The sequence below is a fragment of the Ferrovibrio sp. genome (assembly GCF_046297595.1).
In the GTDB taxonomy this organism is placed as follows: Bacteria; Pseudomonadota; Alphaproteobacteria; order Ferrovibrionales; family Ferrovibrionaceae; genus Ferrovibrio.
In genome coordinates, this window is sequence record NZ_JBKBHT010000001.1 from 667,798 (window position 1) to 681,272 (window position 13,475).

Genomic DNA, 13,475 nt, shown 5'->3' on the forward strand with positions numbered 1-13,475 from the left:
AATATCAAGGAGGGGGAGCCCGCAACTCCCCCTCTTTGACTCACGTCAAAGACGGATCGGCCCCGGACTCCTACCACGCGGACAATCCTTTCCCCGTGCAGGAGCGATTGCCGTGATTGCTGTCCAGACGCCGCTGCGCCGCTTCCTGCTGCTGCCCGGCAACCGCCACCTGACCGAAAACCTGTTGAACGCGCTCAGCGCCGTGCTGGTGCGCCGCCATGGCGCGATGCTGGAACGCCTGGCCGATTTCGCCGACGCCGCCTGCCTGGTGGTGCCGCAGGACCTGCCCATGGCCTTCCTGATCACGCTGCGAGCGCCGCCGCTGGCGCCGCGCCTGCAACTGGTCGATCCGGCCAGAATGGATACAGCCAGGGTAGAAGCGCCACGCGCCACCATCCGCGCCGACATCGCCACGCTGTTTGAACTACTGGAAGGCCGCATCGATGGGGACGCGCTGTTCTTCTCGCGTGACCTGACCGTGGAAGGCGACATGGCAGTGGTGGTGGCCCTGCGCAATGCCGTCGACGATGCCGGCATCGACCTGATTGCCGACGCGACTTCGATGCTTGGCCCCTTCGCTGCGCCGGCCGAACGGCTGGGCCGCAGCATGGCCGGTTTTGCCGCACAATTGCAGCGGCGCTTCAGTCCTGCAGGGGGACGCATGGCATGAGCATGGCACCCCTTGAACTGGCCCCTCTCGAACTGGTTTGCCCGGCCGGCACGCCGGCCGCCCTGCGCGATGCCGTCGATGCCGGCGCCGATGTGATCTATTGCGGTTTCCGCGACGAGACCAACGCGCGCAACTTCCCCGGCCTGAATTTCAGCCGGCCCGAACTGCGCGACGGCATCGGCTATGCACATCAGCGCAGGCGCGAGGTGTTCGTCGCCATCAACACCTATGCCGCTGCGGGCAACCAGGCCGCCTGGCACAGCGCGATCGACGACGCGGCCGCCCTGGGCGCCGATGCGGCGATCATCGCCGATATCGGCCTGCTGGATTACGCCGCCCAGAAGCACCCGGATCTGCGGCTGCATCTGTCGGTGCAGGCGGCGGCCTCTCATGCCGATGCGATCCGGTTTTACCACGAGGCCTTCGGCGTGCGCCGCGTGGTGCTGCCGCGCGTCCTCACCGTGGCCGAGATCGCGCAACTCACACGCCAGATTCCGGTCGAGACGGAAGTCTTCGCCTTCGGCGGCATGTGTCCGATGGCGGAAGGGCGCTGCTCGCTGTCGTCCTACGTGACCGGCCAGTCGCCCAACCGCCAGGGTGTATGCTCGCCGGCCAGCCATGTGCGCTACGAGCAGCGCGGCGAGGCCCTGGTCTCCAGTCTGGGCGGTTCGACCATCAATGTCTTCGACAAGGGCGAGAAGGCCGGCTATCCGACGCTCTGCAAGGGCCGCTTCAGCGTGGGCAGCTATGCCAGTTACCTGTTCGAGGAGCCCACCTCGCTGAGCACCGGCGAAATCCTGCGCGACCTGGCCGCCGCTGGCGTGAAGGCCCTGAAGATCGAGGGGCGGCAGCGCGGCCGGGCCTATGTGGCCGAAGTGGTGCGGCAGTTCCGCACGCTGGTGGACGGGCTGGCGCGCGATGAAACCCCGAGCGCCGCTGTGGCGGCTTTGCGCCAGTTGGCCGAGGGCCAGCAGGATACCTCGGGCGCCTACCGGAAGGGCTGGCGATGACAGGCGATATTGCGGCGAAACTCGTGCTCGGCCCGGTGCTGTTCCACTGGCCGGCCGAACAGATGGCGGATTTCTATGCCCGCATCGCCGATGAGGCCGAGATCGATATCGTGCATCTGGGCGAGATCGTCTGCTCCAAACGCGCGCCCTTTTTCGATCCCTTGCTGCCCGACCTGATCGAGCGGCTGCAGCGCGGTGGCAAGGAAGTGGTGCTGGCATCGCGCGCGCTGGTGATGAGCGAACGCGAGACGAAGATGACGGCGACGCAGATCGAGGGCGCCGAGGAAACCGGCTTCATGGTCGAGGCCAACGACCTGGGCGCGGTGCGCCGCTTGGCCGGACGCCGGCATGTGATCGGCCCGTTTGTGAATGTCTATAATGAGGGCACGTTGGCCTATCTGGCCCGGCAGGGTGCGGCACGGGTCTGCCTGCCGCCCGAACTGCCGGGCACGGCCATCGCAGCGCTGGCCAAGGCATCGGATGTGCCGCTGGAGGCGCTGGTTTTCGGCCGCATGCCGCTGGCGATCTCGGCGCGCTGTTTCCATGCCCGCGCCCATGGCCTGCACAAGGATTCCTGCCGCTATGCCTGCGGGGCCGACCCCGACGGCCGCACGGTGAACACCCTGGATGGCGATGCCTTCCTGGCCATCAACGGCACCCAGACCCTGTCGCAGACCTGCCTGAACCTGAGCGGTGAAATCCCCGGCCTGCTGGCGGCCGGCATCCGGCATTTCCGCCTGTCGCCCCAGAATCTGGACATGGTGGCCGTGGCGCGCCTGTTCCGGTCCGTGGCCGAACGGCGACTGGACGCCCCCGCCGCCACCGCGCAGCTCAGCCTGCTGGCGGGGGATCTGCCGTTTTCCAACGGCTTCATCCATGGCCGCGAAGGCCGCGCCCTGATCGAGGCCCGGTTCGGTGTGCCCGACCGCGACCAGGGCGCGGCCTGATCGCTGCCTAATATTTTTGCAAAAAGCCGCGATTTGGGCAGCGAGGCCGCCCATTGGCTTCCCGCTGCGGTCGAGGGCGGGCTAAAGTGGCTGGCGACTCGCCGGATGCAACCGGCACGCTTCTTGAAGGGATGGCCGGGCGACGACGCGCCGCGCGGGAAACGACCGGTTTGCGGCCAACAATGCTGAGGAGTGACACACATGAAACTGGTCATGGCAGTCATCAAGCCATTCAAGCTCGACGAGGTCCGCGAGGCGCTTACCAGCCTCGGCGTCGAAGGCCTGACCGTCACCGAGGTGAAGGGGTTCGGCCGGCAGAAAGGCCATACCGAGATTTACCGCGGGGCGGAATACGCCGTTAGCTTCCTGCCGAAGGTCAAGATCGAGGTGGCGGTGAAGTCCCCCCTGGCCGACCGCGTGGTCGAGGCCATCCAGAATGCCGCCAAGACCGGCCAGATCGGCGACGGCAAGATCTTCGTGGTCGACCTGGAGAAGGCCCTGCGCATCCGCACCGGCGAAACCGACGACGACGCGCTGTAAGGCGCGCCCAAACATTCAGTTCCCTGACGATGGACCCGGCTGCAGATTCTGCGGCCGGGTCCATCTTTTCAGAGCCGGCTTTATCAGAGCGAGAAGACCAACTCGTCGTAGGTGATGCCCTTGTCGCCGAGCAGCTTGAGCACGGTTTCGATGCCGGCCTGCATGCCCTGCTTGCGGTCTTCGTATTTGTTCTCAATGGCGAGAAGCTGGCCATAGAGCCCGGCAGCGGCCTCCACCGCCTTGCGGTCGGGCGTGCGCCGGCTGGAGTGATAGCCGACGATCTGACCCTGTGGATCGAAGCTGGGCGTGACATGGGCGAAGACCCAGTAAAAATCGCCGCTCTTCGCCATGTTCTTCACATAGGCGAAAATCTCGTTGCCCTTACCGATGGTTTCCCACAGCAGCCAGAACACGCAGCGCGGCATGTCGGGGTGGCGCAGGATGCTATGCGGCGCATTGATCAGCTCATGCTCGGAATAGCCGGACACACGCACGAAGACATCATTCGCGTAGGTGATACGCCCGCGCGGGTCGGTCTTGCTGACGATGATCTCCTCCTCGCCGAAGAAGATCTCCTTGTTGGTCGGCACCCTGTCGTACCTGGTCATGCGGGTCCTGCGGATTGCAATTATTCAATTATTGCAAATTACGGGCAGGCGGCCCACCGCCAATTGATGCAGATCAAGTGAAACCGGCGAGGCAGGGTAGAATTACGGCGCCCTCAGCTATCGCGCCGCATGGCCTCGATCAGCCGGCTGACATTCAGGCGATACATCTTCACGAAGCTGTCGGCCTCGCCGCCCGGCGGCGAGAGGGCATCGGAATAGAGCCGGCCGCCGACCTTGACCCTGGCCTCTTTGGCGATCTGTTCGATCAGGCGGGGATTGACCACATTCTCGAAGAACACCGCCTGGATGCGCTGGCGCTTGATCTGCCGGATCAGCCGGCCTACGGCCTCGGCCGAAGCCTCCGATTCCGTACTCATGCCCTGGGGGGCCATGAACTCGATCTGGTAACGGTCGGCCAGATAGCCGAAGGCATCATGCTGGCTGATCGCCTTGCGATGGGCCTTGGGCAGGCGGGCGAATTCGGTGGCGGCCCATTGATCGATCTGCTTCAACTGCGCCGCATAGGCCATTCCGCGCGCCCGGTAATACTCGGCATTGGCCGGGTCGGCGGCAGCAAGGCCGTTGGCAATGTTGGCCACATAGGCCTGCATGCGCTGCAGGTCGTGCCAGACATGGGGATCGTCCCGGGCATCGTCATGATCGTCATGGTCGTCATCGGGCGCACCGCCTGGCCCGTGCGCATGACCATGACTGTGACCATGATGATCGCCGAGCTGGCGCGGCCTGATTCCCTCCGCGGCGACGATACGCCGGCCCTTGAAGCCAGAAGCCGCCACCAGCCGGTCGAGCCAGGTCTCGAAATTCAGGCCATTGGCGACCAGCAGGTCCGCACTGGCCACGGCGCGGGCATCGGCGGGGCTGGGCTGATAGACATGGGCATCCCCCATGGCCGGCACCAGCGTGGCGACGGACACCTTCTCGCCACCGATCTCGGCCACGATGTCGGCCAGGATGGAGAAGCTGGCGATGGCTTTCAGCTTCGGCGGCGCGGTCTGAGCCTGCACCGGCGCGGCCAGGCACAAGAAGACAAAGAGCGCGGCAAGCAGGCGGATCATGTCAGGCCTCCAGATGGCGCCGCTGGCGCCAGTGCAGCATCAGGCCCTGCGGCCCCAGGGCGAGCGACAGCAGATAGCCGCCGCCGGCGAACAGCACGATGGACGGGCCGGACGGCAGGTCGGCATGGAAGGACAGCAGCAGGCCGCAATAGCCGGATACTGCCGCGATCAGCACGGCCACCGCCATGGCGGAGATCAGCGAACGGCTCCAGTAGCGCGCGGCGAGCCCCGGCAGCATCATCAGGCCCACGGCCATCAGGCTGCCGAGTGCCTGGAAGGCGGCCACCAGGTTGACCACCACGAGGCCTAGGAACACGAAATGATACAGCGCGCCGCCGCCGCCTACGCTGCGCAGGAATTCCGGGTCGAACCCATCTGCCAGCAGCGGACGGTAGATCGCGGCGAAGATCAGCATGGTCAGGCTGGCCACCGCGCCGAGCAGCAGCAGGGCGGCTTCATCCACCGCCAGCACCGAACCGAACAGGATATGCATCACATCCACCGCCGAACCGCGCGTGGAGATCAGCGTGACGCCGAGCGCCAGCGCGATCAGGTAGAAGGCCGCGAAACTGGCATCCTCGCGCTGGTCGGTGGCGCGTGTTGCCGCGCCGGCGGCCAAAGCCACGATCAGGCCGGCGACGATGCCGCCCAGGCTGATGGCGGGCAGAGAAAAACCGGCCACCAGAAAACCCACTGCGGCACCGGGCAGGATGGCGTGGCTCATCGCCTCGCCGAACAGGCTCATGCGCCGCAGCATCAGCACCACGCCAATCGGTGCGCCGCTTAAGGACAGCGCAAAGCAGGCCACCAGCGCGCGCCGCATGAAGGCGAACTCGGCGAAAGGGGCGAACAGGAAATCGACTATGGCGGCGCTCATGCGCGGCTCCGGTGAGCAGGCGGAAAAGGATCAGGCCGCGTGGCCGTGATGACCGGTATGGTCGTGATGCCCTGAATGGCTGTCATGATTGTGGCCGGTATCGCAGAACGGCGCGGTGTCGTCCCAAGATTCGGCCATGCGACGCGCGGCCAGCTGGTTCTCGGGGGTCAGCACCTCGTCGATGCGGCCCCAGGCGATCAGCCGCCGGGCCAGATAGAGCGCCTCGGGGAAATGCTGTCGGACCAGGTCGAAATCGTGCAGCACCGCGATCACGGTGCGCTTTTCGCCATGCCAGCGCTGCAACAGAGCCAGAAGATCAGCCACCGTGCGGGCATCCAGCGCATTGAAGGGCTCGTCCAGCAGGATCACGCGGGCATCCTGCACCAGCACGCGGGCGAACAGCGCGCGCTGGGCCTGGCCGATGGAGAGCGTGGCGAGCGGACGCTGCTCGAAGCCTTCCAGACCAACAGCCGACAGCGCCTCGCGCGCCGCCCGGATACCATCGCGCCCGATATGACCGAAAGCGCCGACCCGCTGCCAGTGGCCGAGCAGCACGACTTCCAGCACCGAAATGGGATAGGCGCGGTCCAGGCTGGCCTGCTGCGGCAGGAAGGCGATGTCGCGCGGTTTCAATGGGCCGCGTTCGATGCTGCCATCGGCGACGGGAAGCTGGCCGACGATGGCCTTCAGCAGGGTGGATTTCCCGGCCCCGTTGGGTCCAACGATGGCGGTGAGCGATCCGGTGGTGAACCGACCGCTGACATGATGCACCGCCGGATGCCGGTCATAGGCCACGGTGACGTTGTCGAGACGGATTTCCCCGGCAGGAGCAGAAGCGATCATGCGGTTCAATCCATCGCCATGGCCCACCAGATCGCGGCCCAGAGGGCAGCGATCAGGGGCAGCAGGGCAACCATGCGCATCCACCACGACGCGGTGAGTACCGCGATCGGCAGATCGGAAAAGATTAGGCGGCGCTGCATGGGGAGCGGTTCCAAGTAGACGTTATTATATAACATACAATCCATTCACCGCACGTCAACCCCGATGCCCTAAACCGGTCACATTCGGCTGCCACACCGGCCGCGCCGGTCGATCCCGCCGGCCCACGAATCCTTGAAAGAAAAAGCAGTATCCTTAGCGCCATGGCCCGCCAGTCCCGCCCATCCAAAACTACGGCCAAAAGTTCGGCCAAGTCCAATTCGGGCAAAACCGGGCCCGCACGTTCCGCAGCCGGCCGCAAACGGCGCCCACGGCCCGGCTTTCTGGGGGCGGGCCTGTTCGGCCGCCTCTCCCGCCTGGCCCTGCTGGTCGGAATCTGGGGCATGGTTGCCGGCGGCGCGCTGTTCGCCTGGTATGCCTATGACCTGCCGGATTTCGACGAGCTTTATATTGTCGAGCGGCGCAGCTCGGTCACGCTCAAGGCCGCCGACGGCATGGTGCTGGCCACCTATGGCGACCTCTATGGCGAACACCAGGCACTGAAAGACCTGCCCCCTCACCTGCCGCAAGCCCTGATCGCCACCGAGGACCGCCGTTTTTACAGCCATTTCGGCATCGACCCCATCGGCCTGGCGCGCGCCACCCTGGCCAACCTGCGTGCCGGCCGCGTGGTGCAGGGCGGCTCGACGCTGACGCAGCAGCTGGCCAAGAACGTGTTCCTGGAGCGCGACCGTACGCTGAAGCGCAAAGTACAGGAACTGATGCTGGCCTTCCGGCTGGAGCAGCGCTTCACCAAGGACCAGATTCTGGAGATGTATCTCAACCGCGTCTACTTCGGTGCCGGCGCCTATGGCGTGGAGGCGGCGGCCCAGCGCTATTTCGACAAGCCGGCGACCAAACTTTCGCTTGGTGAGTCCGCCATGCTGGTCGGACTGCTGAAGGCGCCGTCGAAACTGGCGCCCACCGGCAATATCAAATCTGCCCAAGCGCGCGCCGCGCAGGTGCTGCGCAACATGGCCGATGCCGGCTTCATCACGATCGAAACCGCCGAGGCCGCGATCGCGAAACCAACACAGCTTGCCCGCTCGCGCCTGCCCCTGCCCAATGCACGGTATTTCGCCGATTGGGTGATCGAGGAAGTGTATCAGCTGGTCGGCCGCGACCACGCCGACCTCACGGTCTACACCACCATGGATAGCCGCCTGCAGGGTGGCGCCGAGCGCGCCGTCGACAGCCTGATGGACCGCGACGCACAGAAGCTGGATGTGGGTCAGGCGGCCCTGGTGGCACTGGCGCCCGATGGCGCGGTGCGCGCGATGATCGGCGGTCGCGACTATCTCGACAGCCCCTTCAACCGCGCGACGCAGGCACGCCGCCAGCCCGGCTCGGCCTTCAAGCCCATCGTGTTCCTCACCGCGCTGGAACAGGGCATCACGCCCGACGACCAGTATGTCGATGGGCCGATCGAGATCGGCAACTGGAAACCGCGCAATTACGACGGCCAGTATCACGGCACGATGCCTCTGCGCGAGGCGGCGGCCCGCTCGATCAACACCATCGCCGTGCAGGTTTCCGAGCGCGTCGGCCGCGACAAGGTGATCGAAACGGCGCGCCGGCTGGGCATCACCAGCGACCTGAAGCCGCATCCCTCGCTGGCGCTAGGCTCTTTCGAAGTCGGCGTTCTGGAACTCACCGCCGCCTACGCGGCTTTTGCCAATGGCGGCTATGCCGTGCAGCCCTATGGCGTGATCGAAGTCCGCGACCGCAACAACGCCGTGCTGTTCCGCCGCGATACCGGCGGCGCATACGCCCACATGATCGCACCGGAACCGCTGGGCGAGTTGAACGAGCTGTTGCGCGGCGTGATCGCGACGGGAACCGGCCGTGCCGCGCAGATCGGCCGGCCGGCGGCGGGCAAGACTGGCACGACCTCGGATTACCGCGATGCCTGGTTCGTCGGCTACACACCCGATCTGGTGACTGCGGTATGGGTCGGCAATGACGATAATTCGCCGACCAAGAAGGTGAGCGGCAGCGGCTTGCCGTCGCAGATCTGGCGCAGCTTCATGACCGATGCCCTGAAGGGCCTGCCAGCCAGCGAATTGCCGCAGGCCCCCAGCCAAAACTTCAGCCTGCCTTCGCTGTGGGACCGCATCATGCGCCAGTTCGGCAGCGCGCCGGCAACGGCCTCTCCCGCTTCGGTTCCGCCGCCGCCGCGCACGGTGATCGAACCCGCCGCGCCACCACCCGCGACATCGCAGGGCGAACCGCAGATGATCTGGCAGGTCGGCCCGCAGCCGGTGCAGCGATGAAACATCAGTTTATCTTCCTGTTGGCAGGATTGCTGCTATTGCCGCCAGTGGCGCGGGGAACGGAAAACGCAGTCAACCAGCAGGTTGCCATCACCTCGCGCGACGGCTCGGTTCTGGCCGGGACGCTGACCCTGCCTGCCGGGATCACGTCTCAGGTGCCTGGCCTGGTGCTGATCCAGGGCAGCGGACCGACCGACCGCGACGGCAACCAACCGCCGATCCTGCGTACCGATCTGCTGCGGCAGATCGCCGATGGACTGGCGCAGAAGGGCGTCGCGACCCTGCGTTATGACAAGCGCGGCATGCATGCCAATGCCGGCGGTCGACCGGCCAGCCAAGACGACTATGCCGAATACTTCAACTGGGGCCGGTTCGTCGACGATGCCTATGCCGCCTATGCCTTCCTGCGCGCGCAGGATGGCGTAGACCCCGGCAAGGCCGGGCTGTTCGGTCACTCCGAAGGCGGACTGATCGCCATCGATCTGGCAACCCGCCTTGTGGAAGGGGAAAGGCCGCAGGCCCTGATCCTGGCGGCGGCACCGGGGCGCCGCATGGACATCATCGTCCGCGAGCAGTTGGCCCGCCAGCTCAGCCCTCAGGTCAAGCCCGGCCAACGCCGTATGCTGCTGGCCGACAACGACCGCGCGCTGAAAGACATCCGCGAAACCGGCCAGATTCCCGAGCGATTGCCGACGGCGCTGCGCGGCCTGTATCCGTTATACAGCGGTCCTTATTGGCAGGCTCTGCTGAAACTGGAGCCGGCAGAAGCCATACAGCGCTATGCCGGTCCCGTGCTGCTGATCCAGGGCGATGCCGATACCCAGATTTCAGCCGAGCGCGATGCGCTGACGCTGGATGCCGCCCTGCAGAAACGCCAGCCCGACGATCACGCGCTGATCATCCTGCCGCGCACCAGTCACGCTCTGAAACCACTGGAAAACGACAAGGATCCTGGCTTCGAGGGCGAGATCGATCCTGGTGTGATCAGCCGGATCAGCAGCTGGCTGCTGGGGAAACTGGAAAAATAAATCACGTCTAGGCGGCCTGTCGCCGCACGACCAGAAGCCATGACAGGAATGTGGCCAGGCCCATGCCGGCCACCGTCCAACTCAGCGGCAGGGCGGTTTCGTTTAATGCATGGCCGACGAAAATGCCGGCGGCGGCGCCGACACTCATCTGCACGAAGCCCATCAGCGACGCCGCGCTGCCCGCCATCTGCGGAAAGGGCTGCAGTGCCCCGGCCTGGCCCTGCGGCATGGTCAGGCCCAGTCCCATGGTGAAGATCATCATCGGTCCGATCAGGCTGAACCAGTGCCAGTCCAGCCCGTTGGCCCAGGCCCAGCTCTGCAGCAGCGCCATGCCGCCGCCACCCAGCGCGCAGCAGGCCGCGCCCACGCCCAGCATGCGGTCCACGCCGAGCCGCAATGTGAGACGCGTGCCGATGAAGCCGCCGCACAGATACCCGAACACGATCAGCGAGAAGCAGTAGCCGAACACGGTCTCGCCCACACCGAAAACACGGCTGAGCGTGAACGACGACCCGGAGATGAAGGAGAACATCCCGCCATAGGAAAACGCCACGCAGAGGACATAGCCGCGATAGCGCGGATGACGGGCCAGGCTGGCGAAGTTGCGCAGCATCGGCCGTATCTGGGTGGCGGTGGGGTTGCGGCGCTGGTTGCTCTCGGCCAGGAAGATCAGCACGCAGATCCCCAGCAGGCTGCCGACCAGGGCCATGGCGATGAAATTCGCCTGCCAGCCGAACCAGGCATGCAGGTAGCCGCCCAGGATCGGTGCCACCGCAGGCGTTAGCCCCAGCACCATGGCCATCATCGACAGGGCCCTGGCCGCATGGGCGCCCTCGAACAGGTCGCGGGCGATGGCGCGCCCCAGCACCACGCCGGAACAGGCACCGAGCGCCTGCACGAAGCGCCAGCCGATCAGCCACTCGATGCTGGCGGCGAAAGCGCAGCCGATCGAGGCGAGCGTGAACAGGGCGATGCCAAACAGCAACGCCGGCCGGCGGCCGAACCGGTCGGAAACCGGGCCGTAGATCAGCTGCGTGACGGCGAAACCGGCGAGGAAGGCGCTGAGCGTGAGTTGCACCGCGGCCGCATCGGTGGCGTAGATCGTCGCCAGGGCGGGCAGCGACGGCAAATACATATCGGTGCTGAGCGGGCCGAGCGCGGTGGCACAGCCCAGCAGGATCACCAGCGCCGTCGAGTCACGCGGCAACGGGCGCATATGGCTCAGCCGTGAAGATGCAGGGCTGCGCCATGGCGGCGCAGCCAGGTGCGCGCCGCCCGCAACTCGCCTTCGCCGCCCAGCAACTGCGCACAGAGATGCCAGAAGGCGACGCTGTGATCCATGTGTTTCAGATGCGCCACTTCATGGGCGACCAGATAGCGGCCGATCGGCGGCGGCGCCAGCAGCAGGCGCCAGGAGAACGACAGGTTCCCGTGGGCCGAGCAGCTGCCCCAGCGGCTCTGGGTGTCGCGCACGGTGATGCGCCGTACGCTGAGCCCGATTCGGTCGGCCATTTCCCTAGCGGCAACCCCGAATTCCTCGCGGGCGCGCCGCTTCAGCCAGTCGCGCAGGCGTCGTGGCAGGTGTTCCGCCTGGCCGGTCACGTGGATTTCATTGCCCTCGATCCAGACCCCGCCGCGGGCAGCCGGCCGGTGCCGGATGATGTGCGGCGCACCATAAAGCGGCAGGCTGGCGCCATCCTGCCAGGGCAGGATTTCCGGCCGTTCCTCCTGCCGCGCCAGGATCCAGTCGACCTGCTCGGTCACGAATTTCTGGCCGGATTTCAGGCTTGCGCGGGTCGGCAGGACCAGGACGACCGCTCCGTCCCGGGGCATGACCCGGAGCAGCATGCGCCGGGCCCGCGAGTCGCGCTTGACCAAAAAGGGGAAACTGTCATTCCCGACCGTCAGCCGGTCGGCACCGATTTCGATTGTTTCAGAATAAGGCTTGGTCAACGCCCGGTCCTTGTCATATAACCGTAACAATTCTTACGCATGAACGTCATCGTAAGACACATAAAAAAGTCGGCCCTCCCGACTCTTGGGGTGGATTTCTTTAGCATTGGAGACAGCACAATGAAATCGACAGGGAAACTCGCGCGCCTTGCGCTCGCGCTGCTTGCCGGCACCGCCGTCATGGCGACCGGCTTCACGGCGCAGGCCCAGGGGAACCGCATTGAGATTCAGTGGTGGCACGCGATGACCGGCGCCCTGAACGAGCGGGTCAACGAAATCGTCGCTGGCTTCAACAAGGGCCAGGACAAGTACCAGCTTGTTGCTGTCAACAAGGGCAGCTATCCGGAAACCCTGACCGCCGCCATGGCCGCCTTCCGCGCCGGCAAGGGCCCGCACATCGTGCAGGTCTTCGAGGTCGGCACCGGCACCATGATGGCCTCGCGCGCCGCGATCAAGCCGGTCTATGAACTGATGGCCCAGAACGGCTACAAGTTCGATCCGGGTTCCTACATTTCGGCCGTGACCGGCTATTACAGCACCTCGGACGGCAAGATGCTGTCCTTCCCGTTCAATTCCTCCACGCCGGTGATGTATTACAACAAGGATGCCTTCCAGAAGGCCGGCCTTGACCCGAACGCTCCGCCGAAGACCTGGCAGGAAATGGAGCCGATGCTGAAGAAGCTGAAGGCTTCGGGCAGCACCTGCCCGTTCCAGACCAACTGGCAGACCTGGGTGCAGCTGGAGAATTTCTCCGCTCTGCATAACGTGCCGTTCGCCACCAAGTCGAACGGCTTCGACGGCTTCGATACCGAGCTGAAGTTCAACAGCCCGCTGCATGTGCGCCACATCACCAACCTGGCCAATTGGATGAAGGAAGGCTTGATGGTGTATGGCGGTCGCAAGAACGAGGCGAATGCCAAGTTCGTGTCGGGCGAATGCGCGATCCACATGGAAAGCTCGGCCGGTTACGCGACCTTCGCGCGCGGCGCGAAGTTCAAGTGGGGTATTTCCATGCTGCCCTATTACAGCGACGTGCAGGGCGCGCCGCAGAACTCGATCATCGGCGGCGCCTCGCTGTGGGTTCTGGGCAAGCACAAGGCCGAAGACTACAAGGGTGTGGCCCAGTTCTTCGACTACCTGGCCTCGACCGAGAACCAGGTCTGGTGGCACAAGAACACCGGCTACCTGCCGGTCACGCCGATGGCCTATGAAGCCACCAAGCAGCAGGGCTTCTATACCGCCAATCCGGGTACCGACACCTCGGTGCAGCAGATGATGCTGAAGACCCCGACCGGCAACTCGAAGGGCCTGCGCCTGGGCAACTTCGTGCAGATCCGCGACGTGATGGACGAAGAACTGGAAGCCGTCTGGTCGGGCAAGAAGTCGCCCAAGGAAGCGCTGGACGCTGCCGTGGAGCGTGGCAACCGCCTGCTCCGCCAGTTCGAGCGCGACGCCAAGCGTTCGTAATGGGTTAACTGTCCCTCAAACGGAAGCCCGCGCCTTGACTCTTTA

The 13,475-nt window shown here is 65.4% G+C and carries 14 protein-coding genes; 7 read left to right on the plus strand and 7 right to left on the minus strand.

Annotated elements, in window-relative coordinates; genetic code table 11:
• The first annotated feature begins 112 nt into the window (after nt 1-112).
• The 4 genes from ACK4FJ_RS03375 to ACK4FJ_RS03390 all read left to right on the plus strand — a co-directional run bounded on the left by ACK4FJ_RS03375 (nt 113) and on the right by ACK4FJ_RS03390 (nt 3,167).
• Nucleotides 113-670 (plus strand): SCP2 domain-containing protein, encoded by a 558-nt coding sequence (locus tag ACK4FJ_RS03375; RefSeq protein ID WP_409764025.1) that lies wholly within the window; start codon nt 113-115, stop codon nt 668-670.
• Complete coding sequence (locus tag ACK4FJ_RS03380) at nt 667-1,680, plus strand: peptidase U32 family protein (protein ID WP_409764028.1); 1,014 nt, start codon at nt 667-669, stop codon at nt 1,678-1,680. Before ACK4FJ_RS03375 ends, ACK4FJ_RS03380 begins: the two co-directional genes overlap by 4 nt.
• Entirely contained in the window at nt 1,677-2,627 is a 951-nt protein-coding gene (locus ACK4FJ_RS03385) for a U32 family peptidase (protein ID WP_409764031.1), read from the plus strand. Before ACK4FJ_RS03380 ends, ACK4FJ_RS03385 begins: the two co-directional genes overlap by 4 nt.
• 201 nt (nt 2,628-2,828) lie before the next feature.
• A complete protein-coding gene (locus ACK4FJ_RS03390) occupies nt 2,829-3,167 on the plus strand; it encodes a P-II family nitrogen regulator (protein ID WP_409764034.1) in 339 nt (112 codons plus the stop codon).
• A gap of 83 nt (nt 3,168-3,250) precedes the next feature.
• Here ACK4FJ_RS03390 and ACK4FJ_RS03395 read toward each other — a convergent pair whose 3' ends face one another.
• From ACK4FJ_RS03395 to ACK4FJ_RS03415, 5 genes are all read right to left on the minus strand, one after another.
• The gene (locus tag ACK4FJ_RS03395; protein WP_409764037.1) at nt 3,251-3,775 is read right to left on the minus strand and encodes a PAS domain-containing protein; all 525 of its coding nucleotides are present in this window, start codon (nt 3,773-3,775) and stop codon (nt 3,251-3,253) included.
• Between the two features lie 113 nt (nt 3,776-3,888).
• Complete coding sequence (locus ACK4FJ_RS03400) at nt 3,889-4,851, minus strand: metal ABC transporter solute-binding protein, Zn/Mn family (RefSeq protein WP_409764040.1); 963 nt, start codon at nt 4,849-4,851, stop codon at nt 3,889-3,891.
• Between the two features lies 1 nt (nt 4,852).
• Nucleotides 4,853-5,728, minus strand: coding sequence for a metal ABC transporter permease (locus tag ACK4FJ_RS03405; protein WP_409764043.1), 876 nt, complete (start codon nt 5,726-5,728; stop codon nt 4,853-4,855).
• A 30-nt stretch (nt 5,729-5,758) separates the two neighbouring features.
• Nucleotides 5,759-6,571, minus strand: coding sequence for a metal ABC transporter ATP-binding protein (locus tag ACK4FJ_RS03410; protein ID WP_409764046.1), 813 nt, complete (start codon nt 6,569-6,571; stop codon nt 5,759-5,761).
• Between the two features lie 5 nt (nt 6,572-6,576).
• On the minus strand, nt 6,577-6,711 hold the full coding sequence (locus ACK4FJ_RS03415) for a hypothetical protein (RefSeq protein WP_409764049.1): 135 nt from the start codon (nt 6,709-6,711) through the stop codon (nt 6,577-6,579).
• Nucleotides 6,712-7,053: 342 nt separating this feature from the next.
• Between ACK4FJ_RS03415 and ACK4FJ_RS03420 the strand changes: the two genes are divergently transcribed.
• Complete coding sequence (locus ACK4FJ_RS03420; RefSeq protein WP_409764052.1) at nt 7,054-8,982, plus strand: transglycosylase domain-containing protein; 1,929 nt, start codon at nt 7,054-7,056, stop codon at nt 8,980-8,982.
• Nucleotides 8,979-10,010 (plus strand): alpha/beta hydrolase family protein, encoded by a 1,032-nt coding sequence (locus ACK4FJ_RS03425; RefSeq protein ID WP_409764055.1) that lies wholly within the window; start codon nt 8,979-8,981, stop codon nt 10,008-10,010. Before ACK4FJ_RS03420 ends, ACK4FJ_RS03425 begins: the two co-directional genes overlap by 4 nt.
• Before the next feature lie 7 nt (nt 10,011-10,017).
• Here the strand turns inward: ACK4FJ_RS03425 and ACK4FJ_RS03430 are convergent, their stop codons facing one another.
• On the minus strand, nt 10,018-11,226 hold the full coding sequence (locus ACK4FJ_RS03430) for a multidrug effflux MFS transporter (protein WP_409764058.1): 1,209 nt from the start codon (nt 11,224-11,226) through the stop codon (nt 10,018-10,020).
• A 5-nt stretch (nt 11,227-11,231) separates the two neighbouring features.
• A complete protein-coding gene (locus ACK4FJ_RS03435) occupies nt 11,232-11,843 on the minus strand; it encodes a M48 family metallopeptidase (RefSeq protein WP_409764061.1) in 612 nt (203 codons plus the stop codon).
• A gap of 240 nt (nt 11,844-12,083) precedes the next feature.
• Here ACK4FJ_RS03435 and ugpB point away from each other — a divergent pair, with 240 nt between their 5' ends.
• Nucleotides 12,084-13,430, plus strand: coding sequence for a sn-glycerol-3-phosphate ABC transporter substrate-binding protein UgpB (gene ugpB, locus ACK4FJ_RS03440; protein WP_409764064.1), 1,347 nt, complete (start codon nt 12,084-12,086; stop codon nt 13,428-13,430).
• The last annotated feature ends 45 nt before the right edge of the window (nt 13,431-13,475 follow it).

Excerpts from the sequence above, each read along its gene's own strand:
- ACK4FJ_RS03390 (WP_409764034.1), top strand. The coding sequence starts at position 2,829 with ATGAAACTGGTCATGGCAGTCATCAAGCCATTCAAGCTCGACGAGGTC.
- ugpB (WP_409764064.1), top strand. The coding sequence starts at position 12,084 with ATGAAATCGACAGGGAAACTCGCGCGCCTTGCGCTCGCGCTGCTTGCC.
- ACK4FJ_RS03380 (WP_409764028.1), top strand. The coding sequence starts at position 667 with ATGAGCATGGCACCCCTTGAACTGGCCCCTCTCGAACTGGTTTGCCCG.
- ACK4FJ_RS03415 (WP_409764049.1), bottom strand. The coding sequence starts at position 6,711 with ATGCAGCGCCGCCTAATCTTTTCCGATCTGCCGATCGCGGTACTCACC.
- ACK4FJ_RS03385 (WP_409764031.1), top strand. The coding sequence starts at position 1,677 with ATGACAGGCGATATTGCGGCGAAACTCGTGCTCGGCCCGGTGCTGTTC.
- ACK4FJ_RS03395 (WP_409764037.1), bottom strand. The coding sequence starts at position 3,775 with ATGACCAGGTACGACAGGGTGCCGACCAACAAGGAGATCTTCTTCGGC.
- ACK4FJ_RS03430 (WP_409764058.1), bottom strand. The coding sequence starts at position 11,226 with ATGCGCCCGTTGCCGCGTGACTCGACGGCGCTGGTGATCCTGCTGGGC.
- ACK4FJ_RS03400 (WP_409764040.1), bottom strand. The coding sequence starts at position 4,851 with ATGATCCGCCTGCTTGCCGCGCTCTTTGTCTTCTTGTGCCTGGCCGCG.
- ACK4FJ_RS03425 (WP_409764055.1), top strand. The coding sequence starts at position 8,979 with ATGAAACATCAGTTTATCTTCCTGTTGGCAGGATTGCTGCTATTGCCG.
- ACK4FJ_RS03435 (WP_409764061.1), bottom strand. The coding sequence starts at position 11,843 with ATGCCCCGGGACGGAGCGGTCGTCCTGGTCCTGCCGACCCGCGCAAGC.
- ACK4FJ_RS03410 (WP_409764046.1), bottom strand. The coding sequence starts at position 6,571 with ATGATCGCTTCTGCTCCTGCCGGGGAAATCCGTCTCGACAACGTCACC.
- ACK4FJ_RS03420 (WP_409764052.1), top strand. The coding sequence starts at position 7,054 with ATGGTTGCCGGCGGCGCGCTGTTCGCCTGGTATGCCTATGACCTGCCG.
- ACK4FJ_RS03405 (WP_409764043.1), bottom strand. The coding sequence starts at position 5,728 with ATGAGCGCCGCCATAGTCGATTTCCTGTTCGCCCCTTTCGCCGAGTTC.